This window comes from Caballeronia sp. RCC_10, from assembly GCF_041360715.1.
Classification (GTDB): Bacteria; Pseudomonadota; Gammaproteobacteria; order Burkholderiales; family Burkholderiaceae; genus Caballeronia; species Caballeronia grimmiae.
This window is the reverse complement of record NZ_JBFUPT010000002.1, coordinates 106,669-124,442: the sequence shown is the minus strand read 5'-3', so window position 1 is coordinate 124,442 and position 17,774 is coordinate 106,669. Positions and strand designations below refer to the sequence as shown.

16 protein-coding genes are annotated in these 17,774 nt (G+C 62.9%); 13 read left to right on the top strand and 3 right to left on the bottom strand.

Translation table 11 applies throughout. The annotated features are described in order from the left end of the window. The first annotated feature begins 6 nt into the window (after positions 1-6). A complete protein-coding gene (locus AB6804_RS05125) occupies positions 7-666 on the top strand; it encodes an aspartate/glutamate racemase family protein (protein ID WP_370885519.1) in 660 nt (219 codons plus the stop codon). Here the strand turns inward: AB6804_RS05125 and AB6804_RS05120 are convergent. Next, positions 663-1,373, bottom strand: a complete 711-nt coding sequence (locus AB6804_RS05120; protein ID WP_370885518.1) for a Crp/Fnr family transcriptional regulator — start codon at positions 1,371-1,373, stop codon at positions 663-665. The genes AB6804_RS05125 and AB6804_RS05120 overlap by 4 nt on opposite strands. A gap of 369 nt (positions 1,374-1,742) precedes the next feature. Between AB6804_RS05120 and AB6804_RS05115 the strand changes: the two genes are divergently transcribed. The 12 genes from AB6804_RS05115 to AB6804_RS05060 all read left to right on the top strand — a co-directional run bounded on the left by AB6804_RS05115 (position 1,743) and on the right by AB6804_RS05060 (position 15,620). Next, complete coding sequence (locus AB6804_RS05115; protein ID WP_370885517.1) at positions 1,743-2,438, top strand: GntR family transcriptional regulator; 696 nt, start codon at positions 1,743-1,745, stop codon at positions 2,436-2,438. 46 nt (positions 2,439-2,484) lie between these two features. Continuing rightward, a complete protein-coding gene (gene mtnK, locus AB6804_RS05110; RefSeq protein ID WP_370885516.1) occupies positions 2,485-3,753 on the top strand; it encodes an S-methyl-5-thioribose kinase in 1,269 nt (422 codons plus the stop codon). An 11-nt stretch (positions 3,754-3,764) separates the two neighbouring features. Next, positions 3,765-4,844 (top strand): S-methyl-5-thioribose-1-phosphate isomerase, encoded by a 1,080-nt coding sequence (gene mtnA / locus AB6804_RS05105; protein ID WP_370885515.1) that lies wholly within the window; start codon positions 3,765-3,767, stop codon positions 4,842-4,844. Continuing rightward, on the top strand, positions 4,841-5,509 hold the full coding sequence (locus AB6804_RS05100) for a class II aldolase/adducin family protein (protein ID WP_370885514.1): 669 nt from the start codon (positions 4,841-4,843) through the stop codon (positions 5,507-5,509). Before mtnA ends, AB6804_RS05100 begins: the two co-directional genes overlap by 4 nt. Positions 5,510-5,567: 58 nt before the next feature. Further along, positions 5,568-6,683, top strand: coding sequence for a sugar ABC transporter substrate-binding protein (locus AB6804_RS05095; RefSeq protein ID WP_370885513.1), 1,116 nt, complete (start codon positions 5,568-5,570; stop codon positions 6,681-6,683). 55 nt (positions 6,684-6,738) lie between these two features. Beyond that, a complete protein-coding gene (locus AB6804_RS05090; RefSeq protein WP_370885512.1) occupies positions 6,739-8,274 on the top strand; it encodes a sugar ABC transporter ATP-binding protein in 1,536 nt (511 codons plus the stop codon). Next, on the top strand, positions 8,271-9,272 hold the full coding sequence (locus AB6804_RS05085) for an ABC transporter permease (protein WP_370885511.1): 1,002 nt from the start codon (positions 8,271-8,273) through the stop codon (positions 9,270-9,272). Before AB6804_RS05090 ends, AB6804_RS05085 begins: the two co-directional genes overlap by 4 nt. 46 nt (positions 9,273-9,318) lie before the next feature. Further along, the gene (locus AB6804_RS05080; RefSeq protein ID WP_370885510.1) at positions 9,319-10,329 is read left to right on the top strand and encodes a dihydroxyacetone kinase subunit DhaK; all 1,011 of its coding nucleotides are present in this window, start codon (positions 9,319-9,321) and stop codon (positions 10,327-10,329) included. A gap of 13 nt (positions 10,330-10,342) precedes the next feature. Next, complete coding sequence (locus tag AB6804_RS05075; RefSeq protein WP_370885509.1) at positions 10,343-10,972, top strand: DAK2 domain-containing protein; 630 nt, start codon at positions 10,343-10,345, stop codon at positions 10,970-10,972. Between the two features lie 905 nt (positions 10,973-11,877). Continuing rightward, positions 11,878-12,111: a type II toxin-antitoxin system ParD family antitoxin gene (locus AB6804_RS05070; RefSeq protein ID WP_370885508.1), complete on the top strand. Its 234-nt coding sequence runs from the start codon at positions 11,878-11,880 to the stop codon at positions 12,109-12,111. After that, positions 12,108-15,242, top strand: coding sequence for a CheR family methyltransferase (locus AB6804_RS05065; RefSeq protein ID WP_370885507.1), 3,135 nt, complete (start codon positions 12,108-12,110; stop codon positions 15,240-15,242). The genes AB6804_RS05070 and AB6804_RS05065 overlap by 4 nt, the downstream gene beginning before the upstream one ends. A 9-nt stretch (positions 15,243-15,251) precedes the next feature. Continuing rightward, positions 15,252-15,620 (top strand): response regulator, encoded by a 369-nt coding sequence (locus tag AB6804_RS05060; RefSeq protein ID WP_370885506.1) that lies wholly within the window; start codon positions 15,252-15,254, stop codon positions 15,618-15,620. Here the strand turns inward: AB6804_RS05060 and AB6804_RS05055 are convergent. Then, positions 15,609-15,917, bottom strand: a complete 309-nt coding sequence (locus tag AB6804_RS05055; protein ID WP_370885505.1) for a hypothetical protein — start codon at positions 15,915-15,917, stop codon at positions 15,609-15,611. The two genes, AB6804_RS05060 and AB6804_RS05055, sit on opposite strands and share 12 nt — an antisense overlap. Positions 15,918-16,237: 320 nt before the next feature. Next, entirely contained in the window at positions 16,238-17,773 is a 1,536-nt protein-coding gene (locus AB6804_RS05050; RefSeq protein WP_370885504.1) for an ATP-binding protein, read from the bottom strand. Position 17,774: the final 1 nt, after the last annotated feature.

Genomic DNA, 17,774 nt, shown 5'->3' with positions numbered 1-17,774 from the left:
CCAAACATGACCAAGATCGTCGTTGTGCATACCGGACCCGTGACCGTCGAGCCGCTCAAGGCGCAATTCGCGCAACAGATGCCGGATGCGCGTGTCGTCAACATCGTGGATGACAGTCTGCTCGTCGACGTGCGCGCAGCCGGCCGCCTGACGCCCGAAGTGACCCGGCGTCTCTACAGCTATATGTCGAGCGCGCAGGATATGGGCGCGGACATCATCCTGAACGCGTGCTCGTCGGTCGGCGACGCGACGGATGTGCTGCGCGGACTCATTCGAACGCCCATCGTCAAGGTGGACGAAGCCATGGCGGAGGAAGCGAGCGCGCTCGGTGCGCGTATCGGCGTGGTGGCGACGGTGTCGACCACGCTCGAACCGACGGTCCGTCTCATCCGCACGAAAGCGGCCGAGCACGCACGCGAGATCGAGGTGACCGAATGCATCGCGCAAGGCGCATTCGAGGCGCTGCTTGCGGGAGACGCCGCACGCCACGATGACATAGTGAGGCGCGCGATCATCGAGCTTGCCGATCGTGTCGACGTGGTCGTGCTGGCGCAAGTGTCGATGGCGCGGCTGCTCGCCGCGCTCGGCACGCTGCCGGTGCCGGTGCTGTCGAGTCCGCAAAGCGGCGTGGCCGCAGTTCGGCGCGCACTCGCGCAGAGCGCCTAGACAGCCGCGAGCGCGTGCGTCTTGCCGATGAAGCGCGACACGAATGCCGGCGTCAGCACGATCTTCCGTTCGCGCATATCGACGAGACCTTCGGCCCGAAGATCGCTGAAGTGCCGGTTCACCGATTCGCGCGACGTGCCGATGAATTCCGCGAGCTTGTCCTGCGCGATCGGCAAGTCGATGAGAATCGCATCGCCATGATCGGCGTAGTCGCAGGCGGTGCCGACCTGTCCCGAGAACATCACGAGGATGTTGGTCAGCCGCTTGCGCACGTCGTGCAGTGAGAGGTTCTCGATCAGCTGCTGCGCTTCCTGCCAGCGCAGATAGTGATTGCGCAACACGAACTGATTGATGACGTCATAGCGCGCGAGCAGGTTCTTGAAGTCCTGCTTGCGGATATAGCACACCATGCTCGGCGCAAGCGTCTGCGCATGATGCGAATAGTTGGCCTGATTGAGCACGTCGCCATCGCCGAAGATCATGCCGGCCTTGACGAACGCCAGTGTGATCTCCTGACCGTCCTCCGTCAGCCGATACAGCCTGACGCTGCCGCTCTTGAGCAGATAGACATGCTCGCTGCATTCGTCCGGACGATAAACGATGCTGTTCTTGCGCAGCGTGCGATGGTCGCTGAAGGCGGGCATGACCTCATCGAGGCAATGTCGCTGGATGAGAGAAAGCAGTTCGCTCTTGCCGACAAACCACATTGCCGTCTCCTTAAGGTTTCCTTGCTATGGGCTCTCTTTCCGGGCGCGTTGTAATCGGCGCACGAGGAACCCTTGCTTCAGGACGCGCCCATTCTACACATCGAACGATTTCGCGCGCTTGGGGCTTGAGTGTGTTTTACCGCGCATTGTCATCGGCGAACGCAACGCTCGTTATTGCATTGCGGCAGGCTCGCGACGCAAGCGGAGTCAATGATTCGCTCGGGAAATTGCTGCGTCCGCGAAAGAAAAACGCCCGTTTCCGACGTCGCGCGCCTACGGGAAAGTCCTAGCAAGAACATCAGACGTCTGATGTATATTTGACGCCGGGCCACTTGCGAGAGCACCATGCGTCTAAGCGTCGAACGTTCGATGAGCGAGAAGATTCAGGACTCGCTCCTCACGATGATCCGCGAGCGCAAACTCAAGCCCGGTGACCAGATACCCACGGAAATCGAGTTGTGCGAGCTGCTCGGCGTCGGACGTTCGAGCTTGCGTGAAGCAGTCGCGCAGATGATCTCTCATGGACTCCTGGAACGCGTGCAGGGCCGGGGCACCTTCATCAGACAAATTTCGCTCAAGCTGCAGGGCGGGCTGGATGATCTGATGTCCGTGACCGACATGATCAAGAGCGTCGGCGCGGTGCCGTCGACGAGCCGGATCCAGATGGACACCATCGCGGCGTCGGAGAGTCTTGCGGAAAAGCTGGGCATTCAGGCGGGCGGCGCATGCCTGCGCATCGAGCGCGTGCGCCGCGCGGACGATGCCATCGCGGCGTACTGCATCGACACCATTCCGAAGACGCTGTTCGATGCCGCGGACGGAGAGCTGGGCGAATCGCTCTTCGGCATGTTCGCGCGTGCCGGGCGGCGTTTGTCGCATACCCATACGTCGATACAGCCGACCATTCTCACGCCGCGCGATCTGCCCGAACTGGGCGATGGCTTCGGCCTGTTTCTGCTGCTGGACGAAGTGGATTTCGATCAGAGCGGCCAGCCGCTTTGCTATAGCAACGACTACTACAACACGAGCATCTTCAAGTTCGATCTGGTGCGCAAACGTCGCTGAAGCGTGTCGATGGCTTGCGCTTTGCAACACATCGGAGGAGACACCGATGGAGTTCGAGGCATTCACCGCGTCGGCGCTTGCCGATTACCTGGGCGGCATCGCCGAGGTGCGCGCCCGTCTGGGCGATCCCGACGATCTGGAAGTCGTCGAAGTAGGCGACGGCAATCTGAACTTCGTGTACTTCGTGACCAATGCGAAGGCGCGGGAGCGCAGCGTCGTCGTCAAGCAGGCGCCGCCGTTTCTGCGGCTCGTCGGGAAGAACTGGCCGCTGTCGTGTCAGCGCATGGACCATGAAGTCGCGGCGTTGCGCCGCTTCGGCGCGCTGTGTCCGCAACACGTGCCGCAGGTCTATCACGCCGATGGCAAACGCTTTCTGATGGTCATGCAGCATCTGTCGTCGCATCGCATCTTGCGGCACGGGCTGATGGATGGCGTCACGTATCCGTTGATGGCCGATCATCTGTCGACGTATCTCGCGCAGATGCTGTTCTTCGGCTCCGATCTGTATCTTGCGCCCGACATCAAGAAGCAGGCGGTGGGCGGCGCGGTCAATGCCGAGCTGTGCCGGATCACAGAAGATCTGGTCTTCACGTTCCCGTTCGAAGACCATCCGTCCAACGTCTACAGTCCGGCGTTGCCGAAGTCGGCGCTCGAACGGCTTCGCACCAGCGACGCGTTGCGCATGGCCGCAGCCGACATGAAGTGGGCCTTCATGAATCATGCGGAGACCTTGCTGCATGGCGATCTGCACACCGGCTCGATCATGGTCAACGAGCGCGAGACCTATGTGATCGATCCGGAGTTCGCGTTCTACGGGCCGATGGGTTTCGACATCGGCGCGCTGATCGCGAATCTCTTGCTCGCGTATTTCTCGCGTGACTATCACGGCCGCCTCGATGGGGGCGATCCCGTCGCGTATCAGGAATGGCTGCTGGAGCAGACCACGCGCATCTGGAACGGCTTCAGCGCGAAGTTTCTCGCGCTGTGGCGCGATCACGAAAACCGCAGCGGCCGGCCTTTCATCGGCGGATCGGCGGATAGCCGCGCGGTCGATGCATATCGCGCGCATTTCATGCGGCGGCTGCTCGCGGATACGCTGGGCTTCGCGGGCTGCAAGATGATCCGGCGCATCGTCGGCATGGCGAAGGTGGCGGAGATCACGGGCATTCCCGATGCCGAACTGCGTGCGCAAATCGAAGTGCGCTGCCTGCGCTGCGCCGAAGCGCTGCTCGTGCAGCGAAACGCGCTCACCGATATCGAAGACGTCGTTATGCTCGCGCGCGACATGGCGCGCGATGCCCTCGCACAACGCTGAACGGAGCATCAATGGATTCGCAGACCTTGTTCCCGACGCTGGCCCCGACCATCGAATGGCGTGACGGCAAGCTGTTGCTGCTCGATCAGACGCGCCTGCCGCACGAGATCGTCGTGGAACACGTCGCCGATGCCGCCGAGGTGTGGCGCGCGATCCACGAACTGCGCGTGCGCGGCGCGCCGGCCATCGGCGTCGCGGCGGGCTATGGCTTGTGCGTCGCGATGCAGGACGCCCGCACGTTGCCGGTGGCGCAGTTTCGCGCGGAACTCGGACGGCGCGCGGCGTGGCTCGATACCGCGCGTCCGACCGCCGTGAATCTCAGCTGGAGCCTCGGGCGCATGATGAGGCGCGCGCGCGAATGCGATACGCAGGACACGGCGGTGCTGTACGACGTGCTCGTCGATGAAGCGACGCGCATCCACGAAGAGGACATCGCGCTGTGCGAAGGCATCGGCGTGCATGGCATGTCGCTGATCGGCGAGGGAAATGGCGTGCTCACGCACTGCAATGCGGGCGCGCTCGCGACGACCGGTCTCGGCACCGCTACCGCCCCGATCTATGCGGCGCATCGCGCGGGCATCGCGTTCAGCGTCTTCGCCGATGAAACGCGCCCCTTGCTGCAAGGCGCGCGCCTCACCGCGTTCGAACTGCAGCAGGCGGGTGTCGACGTCACGCTCATCATGGATGGCGCCGCTGCATCGATCATGTCGCAGGGGCTGGTCGATCTCGTCATCGTCGGCACGGACCGGGTGGCCGCTAACGGCGACTTCGCGAACAAGATAGGCACGCTGGGCCTCGCGATCGCCGCGCGCCATTACGGCATCCCGTTTTATGTCGCGTGCCCTTCGTCGACGCTGGACTTCTCGACGGCGACGGGCGAACGCATCGAGATCGAGGAGCGCTCCGGCGCCGAAGTCACGCACCTCGCGGGGCAGCGTGTCGCGCCCGAGCACATCAAGGCGCGCAACCCCGCGTTCGATGTGACGCCGCATACGCTCGTGACCGGTTTCATCACGGAACGCGGCATCGTCGAGGCACCGTTCGAACGATCGCTAAAAAGCCTCTTCGCCGCCGAAGGCAGCGCGGCATGAACACGACGAATGAAGATGCGCTGCGCCAGGGCATCGTCGACACGGCGCTCGAAATGGAACGGCTCGGCATCAATCAGGGGACGTCCGGCAACGTCAGCGCGCGCTTCGGCGATGGCCTGCTGATCACGCCGAGCGGCGTTCCGGCGCGTGAGCTGAGTGCCGAAGGCATCGTCTATTTGCCGCTCGACGTATGCGACAGCGACGACGTGCTGCGCGTCCAGCGTCCGTCATCGGAATGGCGGATTCATCGCGACCTGCTGCGGGCGCGTCCCGAGATGCATGCGGTCGTGCACACGCATTCGACGGCGGCAACGGCGCTCGCGATTCAGGGCCGCGAGATTCCGGCTGTGCATTACATGGTCGCAGCCGCGGGCGGCGCGTCGATTCGCTGCGCGCCGTATGCGCTCTTCGGCACGCAGGCGCTGTCGGATCACGCGCTCGCCGCGCTCGAAGGACGACGGGCGTGCCTGCTCGCGCATCACGGCGTCGTGGCGCTCGGAGCGGATTTGCCGCGCGCCGTGTGGCTCGCGCATGAAGTGGAAGTGCTCGCCAGGCAATACCTGCTGGCGCTGCAACTCGGCGCGCCGCCGGTGCTGACCGGCGAGCAGATGCATGAAGTGCTGGAGAGATTCAAGACGTACGGCAAGCGCAGCAAAGACGACTGACATTCGCGACAAGACATCAAGCTAACTGCAATGAACAACTCGTAAAAAGGAGACAGTCATGGCCTGGAGTTCAGCACGGTTCGATAGTTGGGGAACATTCGGCAAGTCAACCGGGGCATTGCTGCTGTGCGCAGCGGCGCTCGCGGGATGCAACAAGAGCGAGAACGCGTCGTCGGGCAGCAGCGCCAGCAAGAGCGCGAGCGACAGCGCAAGCTCACCGGCGAGCGCGCCGGCCCCGGCCCCGGCTGCGGCAAGCGGCAGCAAGCCGAAGATCGGCTTCTCGATCGCGACGTTGAACAACGCGTTCTTCGTGGGCCTGAAGGCTGGTGTCGAGCGCGGCTCGAAGGAGCAGAACTTCGACCTCGTGCAGACCAACGCCAACGGCGATGCGCAGCAGCAAGTCAACGACGCGCTCAACCTGCTGAGTCAGGGCGTGACCGCGCTCGTGCTCAATCCGATCGATTCGAAGGCGATCATTCCGGCGGTCGAGAAGGCGAACCAGATGAACGTCCCGGTCTTCACGCTGGATCGCGGCTCGGATGGCGGCAAGGTGACATCGTTCGTCGCATCGGACAACGTCGCCCTCGGCCAGACGGCGGCAAAGTGGATCGCGGAGCAGTTGAAAAAGCGCTACGGATCGGAGAAGGGCAACGTCGTCGATCTGATCGGTCTGGTCGGCACCACGGCGGCGACCGACCGCGAGAAGGGCTTCAGCGACGAGATCGCGAAGTATCCGGACATCAAGGTCGTCGCACGTCAGGAAGGCGCGTTCGATCAGGAGAAGTCGCTCAACGCGATGACCAACATCCTGCAGAAATATCCGCAGATCGACGCGGTGTTCGGCGCGAACGACGACAACACCGTGGGCGCGGAGAAGGCCATCGACAACGCGGGACGTTACAAGCCGCTCGACGACAAGGCGCACATCATGGTGATCGGTGCGGACGGGACCGCGCAGGCGCTCTCGGCGATTCGCGCGGGCAAGCAGGACGCGACCATCTCGCAGAACCCCATCAAGATGGCGGCGAAGTCCCTGCAGTTCATCGCGGACTACAACGCGAAGAAGGACGTGCCCGCGAACTATGCGTGGCCGACCATGCTCATCGACAAGTCCAACATCGACTCGGATGCGGTCAAGCAGTATGGCCTGTGGTCCGAGGAAGTGAAGCAGTAAGGCCAACCGGCGGCCGCGCGTGCAGCACACGCGCGGCCGCGAGCGGAATGCGAACATGACAGTCGAAACCGAAGCGCGGACGCGCATGCCTTCGAGCACGAAGGCGCCGCTGCTGCGCATGCAAGGCATCGTCAAGAGCTTTCCCGGCGTGAAGGCGCTGCGCGGCGTCAGTCTCGAACTGCACGCCGGTCACGTGATGGCTATCGTCGGCGAGAACGGCGCGGGCAAGTCGTCGCTCGTGAAGACTCTGTCCGGCGCTTACGAGCCGGACGAAGGCGACATCGAAATCGACGGCAGGCCGCTTGCGCGCGGCACCAATGCGGCGATCGACGCGGGCGTGGCCGTCATCTATCAGGAGCTGTCGCTCATCAACGACATGACGGTCACGGAGAACCTGTTTCTCGGCCGGATGCCCGCGAGGAACGGCTTCGTCAGGCAGCGCGAGGCGCATGCGATGGCCCGCGAGGCGCTGGCGCGCGTGGGCCTCGACAACGTGCCGCCGTGGATGCGTCTCGGCGATCTGCCGCTCAACAAGCGGCAACTGGTGGAAGTGGCGAAGGCGATTGCGCGCGATGCACGCATCCTCGTGATGGACGAGCCGACCGCCGCGCTGCAGAGTCACGATATCGAGAATCTGTATGCGGTCGTGCGGCGATTGCGCGAAGAGGGCATGGGCATCATCTTCATCTCGCATCATCTGGAAGAAGTCTTCGAACTGGCGGACTCGGCAGTCGTGATGCGCGATGGCGCGACCGTCGGCGCGCGTCCCATGTCCGAATGGACCGAAGCGGAACTCGTGCAGGCGATGGTCGCGCGCAATCTTGAATCGTTCTATCCGTGGGAGCCGCGCGAGTATGGCGACGTGGTGCTGGAGGTGCGAAACCTCGCGAGCGCACCGCTTCTGCGCAATGCGAGCTTCACGGTGCGTGCGGGCGAGATCGTCGGCATTGCGGGCATTGCGGGCGCGGGACGCACGGAGTTGCTGAAGACGATTTTCGGCGCGCTGCCCGCCACCCACGGCGAGATCGTCGTGAAAGGCAGGAAGGTCACGAATCATTCGCCGACGGAAGGCGTGCGCCACGGGCTCGTCTATACGTCGGAGGATCGCAAGCTCGAAGGGCTCGTGCTCGATGCCAGCATCGAAGAGAACATCGCGCTGTCGAGCCTGAAGGCGCTCGCGAGCGGTGGCTTCGTGCGCGGCGCGAGAAAGCGCAAGCTCGCGCAGGACGCGAGCACGCGCTTCGGCGTGCGCGCCTCGTCTGTGTTGCAGGTCACGGGCACGCTGTCGGGCGGCAATCAGCAGAAGGTCATTCTGGGCCGCGCCACCGCGACGAATCCCGCCGTCATCATGCTCGACGAACCAACGCGCGGCATCGACGTGGGCGCGAAGACCGAGATTTACGCGCATATGGTGAAGATGGCGCGTGCGGGCGCGGCAGTCATCATGGTCAGTTCCGAGTTGCCCGAATTGCTCGGCATGTCGGATCGCGTGCTGGTGATGTATCGCGGCAGCATCGTGACCGAAATCGCACGCGACAAGGCGAACTCGGAAACAGTGATTCAATGGGCAACGACAGGAGCAGGCGCATGACATCCACGGCAGCCAACCGGGCGGACACGGAAGCGCTGTCGCGCCGCGTGATCCGTCAATTGAGAAGCGGCATCGGGCCACTGTTCGCCGCGCTCGTCATCATTTGCGTGGCGTTGTCGATCGCATCGCCGGAATTTCTGACGACGAGCACGCTCACCAACATCATGGTGCAGGTGTCGGTCGTCGGCATCGCGGCGGTCGGCGGCACCTTCGTGATCATCACGTCGGGCATCGATCTGTCGGTGGGATCGCTCGTCGCGCTGACGGGCATGGTCGCCGCGACCTTCATGGCGGGGTCGAGCCCGGATGCGGTCGGTCTCGGCATCGGCGGACTCTTCATCGCGCTGGCGACAGGCGCGGCGGTCGGCGCGATCAACGGCTTCGCGATTTCCTGGCTGCGGCTCGTGCCCTTCATCGTCACGCTCGCCGCGATGGCAATGGCGCGCGGCCTCACGCTCGCCATCTCCGACGGCCGCACGAAGTTCGATTTTCCGAGCGCGTTCACGGTCTTCGGCGCAAAGGCGATTGCCGGCTTGCCGATGCCGATGATCGTCATGCTCGTCGTGTTCGTCATCGGCCATGTCCTGCTGCGCAAGACGACGTTCGGCCATCAGGTGTTCGCGGTGGGCGGCAATCAGGAAGCCGCGCGGCTCGCGGGCATTCCGGTCCGTCGCGTGGTGTTCCTCACGTACATGCTCGCGGGCGTGACGGCGGCGATCGCGGGCATCGTGCTCGCGGGACGCCTGAATTCGGCATTGCCTTCGGCGGCCAACGGACTCGAACTTCAGGTGATCGCGGCCATCGTGATCGGCGGCACGTCGCTCGCGGGCGGACGCGGCTCGATCGTCGGCACGTTCATCGGCGTCGTGCTGATCGGGGTGATCAACGTCGGGCTGTCGCTGCTCGGCGTGAACCCGTTCTGGACGCAATTCATACAGGGCGGCGTGATCTTCGCGGCGGTCCTGCTCGACGCGTTGAGTCAGCGGCGCAAGCTGTGACGCGCGCATGCCCCTTGCCAAACACGCAATCAAAGGAGACACGAGAATGAAGAAGATCATCAACAACCCGGACACTTTCGTCGACGAAATCATCGACGCGTTGTTGCTCGCGCATCCGAAATGGATCAAGGCGGCGAACGCCGACAAGCGCGCGCTGGTTCGCGCCGATGCGCCGAAAGCGGGCCGCGTGGGTATCGTGACGGGCGGCGGCTCGGGCCATATGCCGGGCTTTCTCGGCTACGTCGGCGAGGGGTTGTGCGGCGGCGTGGCGGTGGGCAACGTGTTTTCGTCGCCGTCGTCGGAGCAGATTTTCGAAGCGACCAAAGGCGTTAACGGCGGCGCGGGCGTGCTGTACGTGTACGGCAATTATGGCGGCGACGTGCTGAACTTCGATCTCGCATCCGACCTCGCGGACGCGGAAGGCATCGACATCAAGACCGTCGTATTGACGGACGACGTGGCATCGGCGCCGAAGGAACGCGCAGCCGACCGGCGCGGCGTGGCGGGCATGGTGTTCGCATTCAAGTGCGCCGGCGCGGCGGCCGAGCGCGGCGATTCGCTCGATGAAGTGGCGCGCATCTGCGCCAAGGCCAATGCGAACTGCCGCACGATGGGCGTGGGCCTGTCGCCGACGATCCTGCCCGCGGCGGGCAAGCCGACGTTCACGCTGCCGGATGGCGAGATGGAAATCGGCATCGGCATCCATGGCGAACCCGGCACGCATCGCGGCGCGCTGCAATCGGCCGATGTCATCGCGGACAACATGATGCGCCAGATTCTCGACGATCTCGACGCGCCGAAGGGTTCGCGTCTTGCGCTGCTCGTGAATGGTTTGGGCGCGACGCCGCTCGAAGAGCTCTATCTGCTATACCGGCGTGCGGCGAAGGTCATCGCCGGCGATGGGCTGACGGTCGCGTGGTCGTATGTCGGCGAGTATGTGACGAGCCTGGAAATGGCGGGCGCATCGATCACGGTCATGCTGCTCGACGATGAACTCGAAGCGCTGCTGGCCGTGCCGGCGCATTCGCCGTTCTTCCGTGAAGGCACGCGCGCTTGATAAGGATGGCGAAATGACAACGACGAAGCAACTGATAGACGTTGTGAGCCGCGCATTGAGCGCGCTCCCCGCGCATGCCGACGAATTGCGCGACCTCGATGCCGCTCTCGGCGACGGCGATCTCGGCATCACCGTGCGCGCGGGGTCGGAAGCGGTCGTGAAGGCCATCGGCGTTCTGCCGGAGGAGGCGAGCGTCGGCGACGTGCTGCTCGCGGCGGGGAAGGCGTTTTCGACGGCCAATCCATCGACGTTCGCCGCATTGGTCGGCGGCGGACTGCTCGCTGCGGCCAAGACGATGCAGGGGAAGAACGAAATCGGCCGCGATGATGCGCTCGGCATCGGGCGGGCGGTGGCGGCGCGCATCATCGAGCGCGGCAAGAGCAATATCGGCGACAAGACCGTGCTCGATGCGCTCGTGCCGAGCCTCGACGTGCTCGAGCAATCGCAGGGAAGCGCGACGGATGCTCTCGATGCGATGATCGCGACGGCGGGCGAGCGTGTCGCCGAGACCGCGAAGATGCAGTCGCAGAAAGGGCGCGCGGCGTGGGTGCAGGAACGCAGCATCGGCCATCCGGATCCAGGCGCGACGGCTTATGTGCGGTTCTTGGAGGCTTTGCGCCGGGCGGTGGATGAAAGCGTTTGACGTCGATGGTGGGGCGCGGCGGCTATAGCGAAGGGCTGCGCCGCGTCTGCGTTGCGGAGTAATGGTGCGGCTATGCGGAGCCAGAGTTCGGGTCGGTGATGCGTGCGTCGTCCATATGTGATCTCTGATTGAGAAGCGCTTTGGTCTGTATCGGCAACACATCACGAACTCCAGTCGGTCCTTTCGCGGTCTCGTCCCTGAAAACGGCCTTCAGCATTGCTGCGCTGATTGGATCCGTCTTTCATCGTCAGTCTCTGAGCAACATCCGCAAGTTTTCCCTCACGACGCATTCGTGTCGCGATCGTGCGGGCGAACATGACGATGAGCGCATGTCTCGGGATTCGAACAACGATGGAGGCGTAAGGACAGCGGGACGATTCGGCTTCGCTGTGTCACATGTTCGATTTCGAGCATTGCTGGGGCCCGGCACGTTATGCGCGACCGTGAACGTCGATAGTGTGGGACGTTCAAAAGCGCACATCCATGCGACGAATGACCGAATAGCTCATCGAGCAATGAACTCATCCCCCGCGATGCAGGATAGGTGAATTAGTCCGTGCTTCCCGGAGGCTTAGTCCAGCAATCGCACAGCGTGATCAGACGTTGGGTGAGAGCACCCCGGCCGTCGGCAATACGGACGGTAGGCGACGGTGACGCAGCGCGCGGGACGAATGCATGCGCCGCCCGCCAATGCCGACCGGGAGCCGTTACATCCATGCTCTGTGAAGGGCTCGTCCGAGGGTTCACCGGCCCTTCGTCTCTCGACGCTCGTACCACCTTCCTGCGCTTTCAACTTCACGCCCTCACACCAGCGGCGATCTTCCTTTCCCGATTGAATGACGTTGAAAGAGTCGTCATGAAAAAGGGATAACATAGGGTATTACCCAGCCATCGGTGGATAACCCATGCCAAGCAAATATGCATTGAGCATCAGCGTGACCGAACATCTCTCCGCATTTATCAGATCGGAAGTGGCCACCGGTCGCTATAGCTCGGCTAGCGAAGTCGTCCGTGCGGGGCTAAGGCTATTGGAAGAGCAGGCGTCACACCGTGCTGCTTCGGGCGCCAAGACTGCTGCGCGATCGAAGCGACCGGCACGGGCGCATGGCAAGGCACGCGCTGCGTTGGAGAAAGCATGACATCAGTGGCCGATTTTCCGATCGTGGGCCTGGGCGCCTCTGCCGGCGGGGTCGAGGCACTGGAAGGCTTCTTTCGCGGTATGCCCGAGAAGCCCGGATTGGCGTGTGTGATCATCACCCATCTGAGCCCCGATCGCGAGAGCATGCTGCCGGAGATCGTGGCGCGCTTCACGGACATGCCGGTGCGCGTGATTACCGACAACACGGTGATCGAAGTCGACACTGTTTATCTGTTGCCGACCGACGCGGTGGTAAGCGTGGAGCATCGCAGGCTGCACGTACATGCGCAGGATGCACGTCGGCGGGAGCGCAGGCCCATCGATCTATTTTTCAGCGCACTGGCGACCGACGTCGGCGAATTGTCCGCCGGCGTGGTGCTCTCCGGCGGCGACTCGGACGGGACACTGGGCATCAAGGCCATCAAGGAGCGCGGCGGGCTCACTCTCGCGCAGGTGGCCGACGGGTTCGGTCCTCATCACGCCAACATGCCCGAGAGCGCAATTTCCAGCGGTCTGGTCGACTTTGCCATACCCGCAGAGAAGATGGGCGCCAAGCTGGCTCGTTTTGCAGCGGGTAGATTCATGCTCGACAAGCTGTCCGGAGCTTCCGATGCGCAAATCGAGAGTGCCGCTTTTGACGAAGCCCGCAATGCGATCTACACAATTCTGCGTCACCAGGTCGGCCATGATTTCAGCGGCTACAAGGTAAGAACCTTCCTGCGCCGTGTGCAGCGGCGCATGCAAGTCCTGGAGGTGGAGACGCCGGAAGCGTATGTCGCACGACTGTCCAACGACGCGCAAGAGGTCACGGCATTATTTCGCGACCTGCTCATCAATGTCACCAGCTTCTTTCGCGATGCTCAGGCGTTCGAAGCGCTCTCGGATGTTGTCTTACCGAAACTGTTCGAAGCGCGCGGTGTCAACGACACCATCCGCGTTTGGGTGCCCGGTTGTGCGACCGGCGAGGAAGTGTATTCCATCGCCATGCTCATGCGCGAGCACATGGACCGGTCCGACCAGGCGCCGCGTGTGCAAATCTTTGCGACCGATATCGACGACGCGGCGCTCGGCGTGGCGCGCTCGGCACGTTATCCGCTGCCGTTGCTGGATGGCGTGTCGGACGAGCGGCGCCAGCGATTTTTCATCCCCGACGGCAGCAGTTATGTTCTTGCAAAAGAAGTCCGCGATCTCTGCATCTTTTCGCCGCACAGCGTGATTCGTGACCCGCCGTTCTCGCGGATCGACCTTGTCTCGTGCCGCAATCTGCTGATTTACTTCGGCGCAGAGATTCAAAACCAGGTCATTCCGACTTTCCACTACGCACTTCGCCCCGATGGCTACCTGTTTCTCGGTACGTCGGAAGGCGTCAGCCAGTTCGACGAGTTGTTTGTACCGATCGAAAAGAAGCACCGGATCTTTCGCCGCCGCGCTGACGTGTCGCCGCAGCTTCGCGTGCCGCTGTCGGTGTCGTCGCTCAAGATCGGTCACATCGCCGGGCTTGCACCCGGCCGCCCTGCGCTGACCGGTGCGTCGCTGCGCCTCGTGGTCGATAACCACATGCTGGAGCGGTTCACGCCACCTCATGTGCTCGCTTCGCGCGATGGCGATGTGCTGTACTACTCCGCACGCACGGGCAAGTACCTGGAGGCCGCAGCCGGTGCGCCGACGCGCCAGCTATTCACCATGGCGCGCAAGGGACTGGGGCTCGATCTGCGTTCGGTGTTCCGCGAGGCCGTCGAGTCGGGTCGACAGGTCATACGCGAAGGCGTGGTGATCGAGAGCGAGGACGGCCGCGTACAGGAGATCAGCCTGACCGTCGAGCCGCTGACCGACCAGACCAACGGCGAGCGGATGTACCTCGTGGTCTTCAACGATCAGGGGCCCGTGCTTTCACGGGAAGAGGCGCTCATGCGCGCCCAGGCCACGCACGAGCGGACCGCCGTGCAGGTCGAGAAGGAGTTGCGCGACACCCGTGAACGCCTGCAGTCGATGATCGAAGAGTATGAGACTGCGCTCGAGGAGCTCAAGTCATCGAACGAGGAACTGGTGTCGGTCAACGAGGAAATGCAGTCGTCCAACGAAGAGCTGGAGGCATCGAAGGAAGAACTCGTGTCGCTCAACGAAGAGTTGCACACGGTCAACCTCGAACTGAGTCGCAAGATCGAGGCGCTCGATCGCTCGAACAGCGACTTGCAGAACCTGTTCGAGAGCACGTCGGTCGCCACCGTATTCCTCGACCGTAATCTCGTGATCCGTTCGTTCACGCCAGCGATGGACCGTATTTTCCACATTCGCGCGATCGACCGTGGACGTCCGATTACGGAGCTTGTGACCCGGCTGGATCTGCCCGGACTGGAGGCGGATATCGAAGCCGTGCTCAATACGGATACGCCGCGGGAGCGGCACGTGTGCAGCAAGGACAAGCTGACTCATTTCCTGATGCGCCTTGCGCCCTATCGAAACGGCGAGCGGAAATCCGATGGCGTCGTGGTTGCCTTCGTCGACGTAACGGGCATGGTGCATGCGGAAGAGCGGCAGAACGTGTTGATAGCCGAACTGCAGCACCGCACCCGCAACCTGCTCACGGTGATCCAGTCGATCGCACAGCAGACGCTCAAGCAAGACGTCGCACTCCAGACCTTCAACAGCCGCCTGGCCGCGCTCGGTCGTCTGCAAGGTCTCATCGGTGAAGCGGACGGCAACCTGATCAACCTCGGGGACATCGTGAAGCTGGAGTTCGATGCACTCGGCGTCGCAGGCAGCGACCGTATTGTGCTGAGAGGGCCGGTTGTGCCCCTTGGCTTTCGCAACGTGCAGACGATCGCGCTGGTTTTACATGAACTGACCACTAACGCGGTCAAGTACGGCGCCTTGAAGAACGAAGCGGCTCGGCTGGAGGTGCGCTGGAAGGTGGAGCCCAGAGGGCACGATGCCGCGTCTCTCGTCATCGACTGGATCGAAAGCGGTGTGTCGGTTCCACCCGACAGCTCGAAGACCGGTTTCGGGCGGCAGTTGATTGAGAAAGCACTGCGATTCACGCTGCGCGCGCGCACGAATCTCGCTTTCGCTCCGGATGGCGTGTCGTGTCACATCGAAATACCGTTACCGTCGGCGAACTCGCATGATGCATAGAGGGCGGACATGAATGAACAGGCGAGAATACTGGACGGTCGAAGAATCATGGTCGTCGAGGACGACTATCTGGTGGCGCTCGGGCTCTCAACTGTATTAGAGGAAGCAGGAGCGCACGTCGTCGGGCCGGTTGCCAGCGCGCAGGAAGCGGTCGCGCTGCTCGAAGAGGGGCGCGAAATTGTCGACGCTGCGGTTCTGGACGTCGATCTGAACGGCGAAAAGTCGTATCCGGTGGCCGATGCGCTCGCGTTGCGGGACATCCGTTTCATTTTTGCGACCGGCTACGGGGTCGATGCCCTGGCTGAAGGTTATCGACACTATCCGCGTTGTCAGAAGCCGTTCGATCATCAGGCAATCTTGAAGGCGCTAAAAGGCTGATGCGGACGAAGCACCTAGACGACCCGTGCGGCTGGTCGGATCGCTTCCTGAAATCGCTATGAGCATTAGGACAGTTTCGTCGATTGTCCGGATACCCGACTGAACACGGCGGCGCGTCCAGAACTGCCACGGCCTTGCGAGCGCAGGAAAGCGCGCCGATGCCTTGAGCGGCACATAGGCCACTTTCGCAGGATCGCCAAGCGCCGCCGCAGCCACTGCGCGGCAGAAGTCGGCATCCATTCCCGTCCAGCGCCCGGTATCGTCTTTGACCGAGAAGCCGTCGCTCCCTTCGCTCACGCCGCATCGCACCACGCCTCGGGCGCGTATCTGGGCGACCGTGTCGCCGTCCGCAGCGCAAGCTGCGCCGGTGAGGGCTCACGACGAGCATTGCTGCGCCGCACTGGACGATGCGCGCCATGCTCGACTCCCGGACCAGCGTTAGCGATAAGGTGGCTGCCACGGCAGCGCTCCCCGCCGACTGACCTCGCTTGCAAGCGCGAACCGTTCGAAGCCAGGGTCACGACAACTACTCTAGCAGTCGGAATTAGTTAGTTCCTGAACGAACTGGTGTTGCGCGCTATGCATCGCGGAAGTATGAGCGCCGTGCGCAACGAACGCTAAAGCCGCGTGGCAATCGCGGCGAGCAGCCTGTCGAGATGAACAGGTTTCGTGAAATGAAGATCGAAGCCGGCGGCCTTCGCCTTCGCAAGGTCCTCTTTCTGACCCCAGCCCGTTATCGCAACGAACAGGAGGTCAGAGCCCTGAGCGCTTTCCCGGATGCGCGCTGCAAGCTCGTACCCGGACATGTCGGGCAAACCAATGTCGAGCAGCGCCACGTCGAGCTCGTTCTCTCGCGCGATCAGCAAAGCGGACTTCGCATCGTCTGCACGCAAGACGGTATGACCATCCAGTTCGAGAAGCATGGAAAGGCTCTCGCCCGCATCACGGTTGTCGTCAACCAGCAGGATTCGACGCGGCCTGTTCTTGTGTGAGGACGCCGGCGGACGCTGGCTGTGCGACTGCGGGAGCGTCGACAAAGGCAATCGCACGATGAATTCGCTTCCCTGGCCGATGCCGGGACTCCGTGCCGAAGCAGTTCCGCCATGAAGGTCCGTGAGCATCTTGACGAGCGCCAGTCCAACTCCGAGCCCGCCCTCGGCGTATTGTTTGCCGCCGGACAGTTGCGTGAACAGGCCGAAGAGGGACGGCAGATCGGTTTCATCGATGCCGATCCCCGAATCGCGGACGACGATCACGGCCTCGCCGTCTTCCCGAAACGCCGAAAACCAGATGTTTCCGCCGGGCGGCGTATATTTCGCCGCGTTGTTCAACAGGTTCTGCATGATCTGCGACAGCCTCGTCGGATCGGCATCCACGGTGAGCGGTTCGGGCGGAGCGTCCACGGTGATGTGATGCGATGCCGCGGTTATTCTTGGCCGCGACGCTTCGAGCGCCGTTTGCATCGCCTCCGCGACGTTCACTGGCGCGCGGCGCAATTCGATCTTTCCTGCACTGATGCGCGACACGTCGAGAAGATCGTCAACGAGATGCGATAGCTGATTCAGCTGGCGATCCAGAACACCGTATCCCCATTGAACGCGGCCGGCATCGAGGCTCGGCGTTTTAAGCAGGTCCATCACGCTGCGCATCGGGGCAAGCGGATTCCTCAACTCGTGGGCCAGGGTCGCCAGGAATTCGTCTTTCTGCCGGTCTGCTCGTCTCAGTTGGTCCTTGACCTGGCGTTGTGCCTCGAGTGCGCGCTCGGCACGCGCTCTCGCCTCGACGAGTTCTTGCTCGAATCTATGCCGGTCGGTCAGGACCATGAACGCATAGTGGTCGAAGTCTCTGTCCTTGCTTCGGACACGGCGCACGTTGAGCAACATGGGAATGCGGTTGCGTTCGCGGCCCAGCAACTCGAGCTTCAGTTCGGCGACAGAGCCTTGCAACTCCAGTAGCGGTCCCCAGTGCGTTTGCTGAAACAGCTTCGCACCGACAGTCAGGATATCCGACACCTTGCGGACATTCACCAGCTCGTGCTGGCCGTAGCCGAGCCAACGGCACAGTGTCGAATTGACACGGAGGATGGTGCCGTCGATATGCGCGCTCAGCAGGCCGCATCCGGCGTGTTCGAAGGAGTCGTCGATCGAGAGCAAG

What these genes read in the sequence shown, in the direction of transcription:
- AB6804_RS05125 (WP_370885519.1), top strand. Translation starts at nt 7, where the DNA reads ATGACCAAGATCGTCGTTGTGCATACCGGACCCGTGACCGTCGAGCCG.
- AB6804_RS05120 (WP_370885518.1), bottom strand. Translation starts at nt 1,373, where the DNA reads ATGTGGTTTGTCGGCAAGAGCGAACTGCTTTCTCTCATCCAGCGACAT.
- AB6804_RS05115 (WP_370885517.1), top strand. Translation starts at nt 1,743, where the DNA reads ATGAGCGAGAAGATTCAGGACTCGCTCCTCACGATGATCCGCGAGCGC.
- mtnK (WP_370885516.1), top strand. Translation starts at nt 2,485, where the DNA reads ATGGAGTTCGAGGCATTCACCGCGTCGGCGCTTGCCGATTACCTGGGC.
- mtnA (WP_370885515.1), top strand. Translation starts at nt 3,765, where the DNA reads ATGGATTCGCAGACCTTGTTCCCGACGCTGGCCCCGACCATCGAATGG.
- AB6804_RS05100 (WP_370885514.1), top strand. Translation starts at nt 4,841, where the DNA reads ATGAACACGACGAATGAAGATGCGCTGCGCCAGGGCATCGTCGACACG.
- AB6804_RS05095 (WP_370885513.1), top strand. Translation starts at nt 5,568, where the DNA reads ATGGCCTGGAGTTCAGCACGGTTCGATAGTTGGGGAACATTCGGCAAG.
- AB6804_RS05090 (WP_370885512.1), top strand. Translation starts at nt 6,739, where the DNA reads ATGACAGTCGAAACCGAAGCGCGGACGCGCATGCCTTCGAGCACGAAG.
- AB6804_RS05085 (WP_370885511.1), top strand. Translation starts at nt 8,271, where the DNA reads ATGACATCCACGGCAGCCAACCGGGCGGACACGGAAGCGCTGTCGCGC.
- AB6804_RS05080 (WP_370885510.1), top strand. Translation starts at nt 9,319, where the DNA reads ATGAAGAAGATCATCAACAACCCGGACACTTTCGTCGACGAAATCATC.
- AB6804_RS05075 (WP_370885509.1), top strand. Translation starts at nt 10,343, where the DNA reads ATGACAACGACGAAGCAACTGATAGACGTTGTGAGCCGCGCATTGAGC.
- AB6804_RS05070 (WP_370885508.1), top strand. Translation starts at nt 11,878, where the DNA reads ATGCCAAGCAAATATGCATTGAGCATCAGCGTGACCGAACATCTCTCC.
- AB6804_RS05065 (WP_370885507.1), top strand. Translation starts at nt 12,108, where the DNA reads ATGACATCAGTGGCCGATTTTCCGATCGTGGGCCTGGGCGCCTCTGCC.
- AB6804_RS05060 (WP_370885506.1), top strand. Translation starts at nt 15,252, where the DNA reads ATGAATGAACAGGCGAGAATACTGGACGGTCGAAGAATCATGGTCGTC.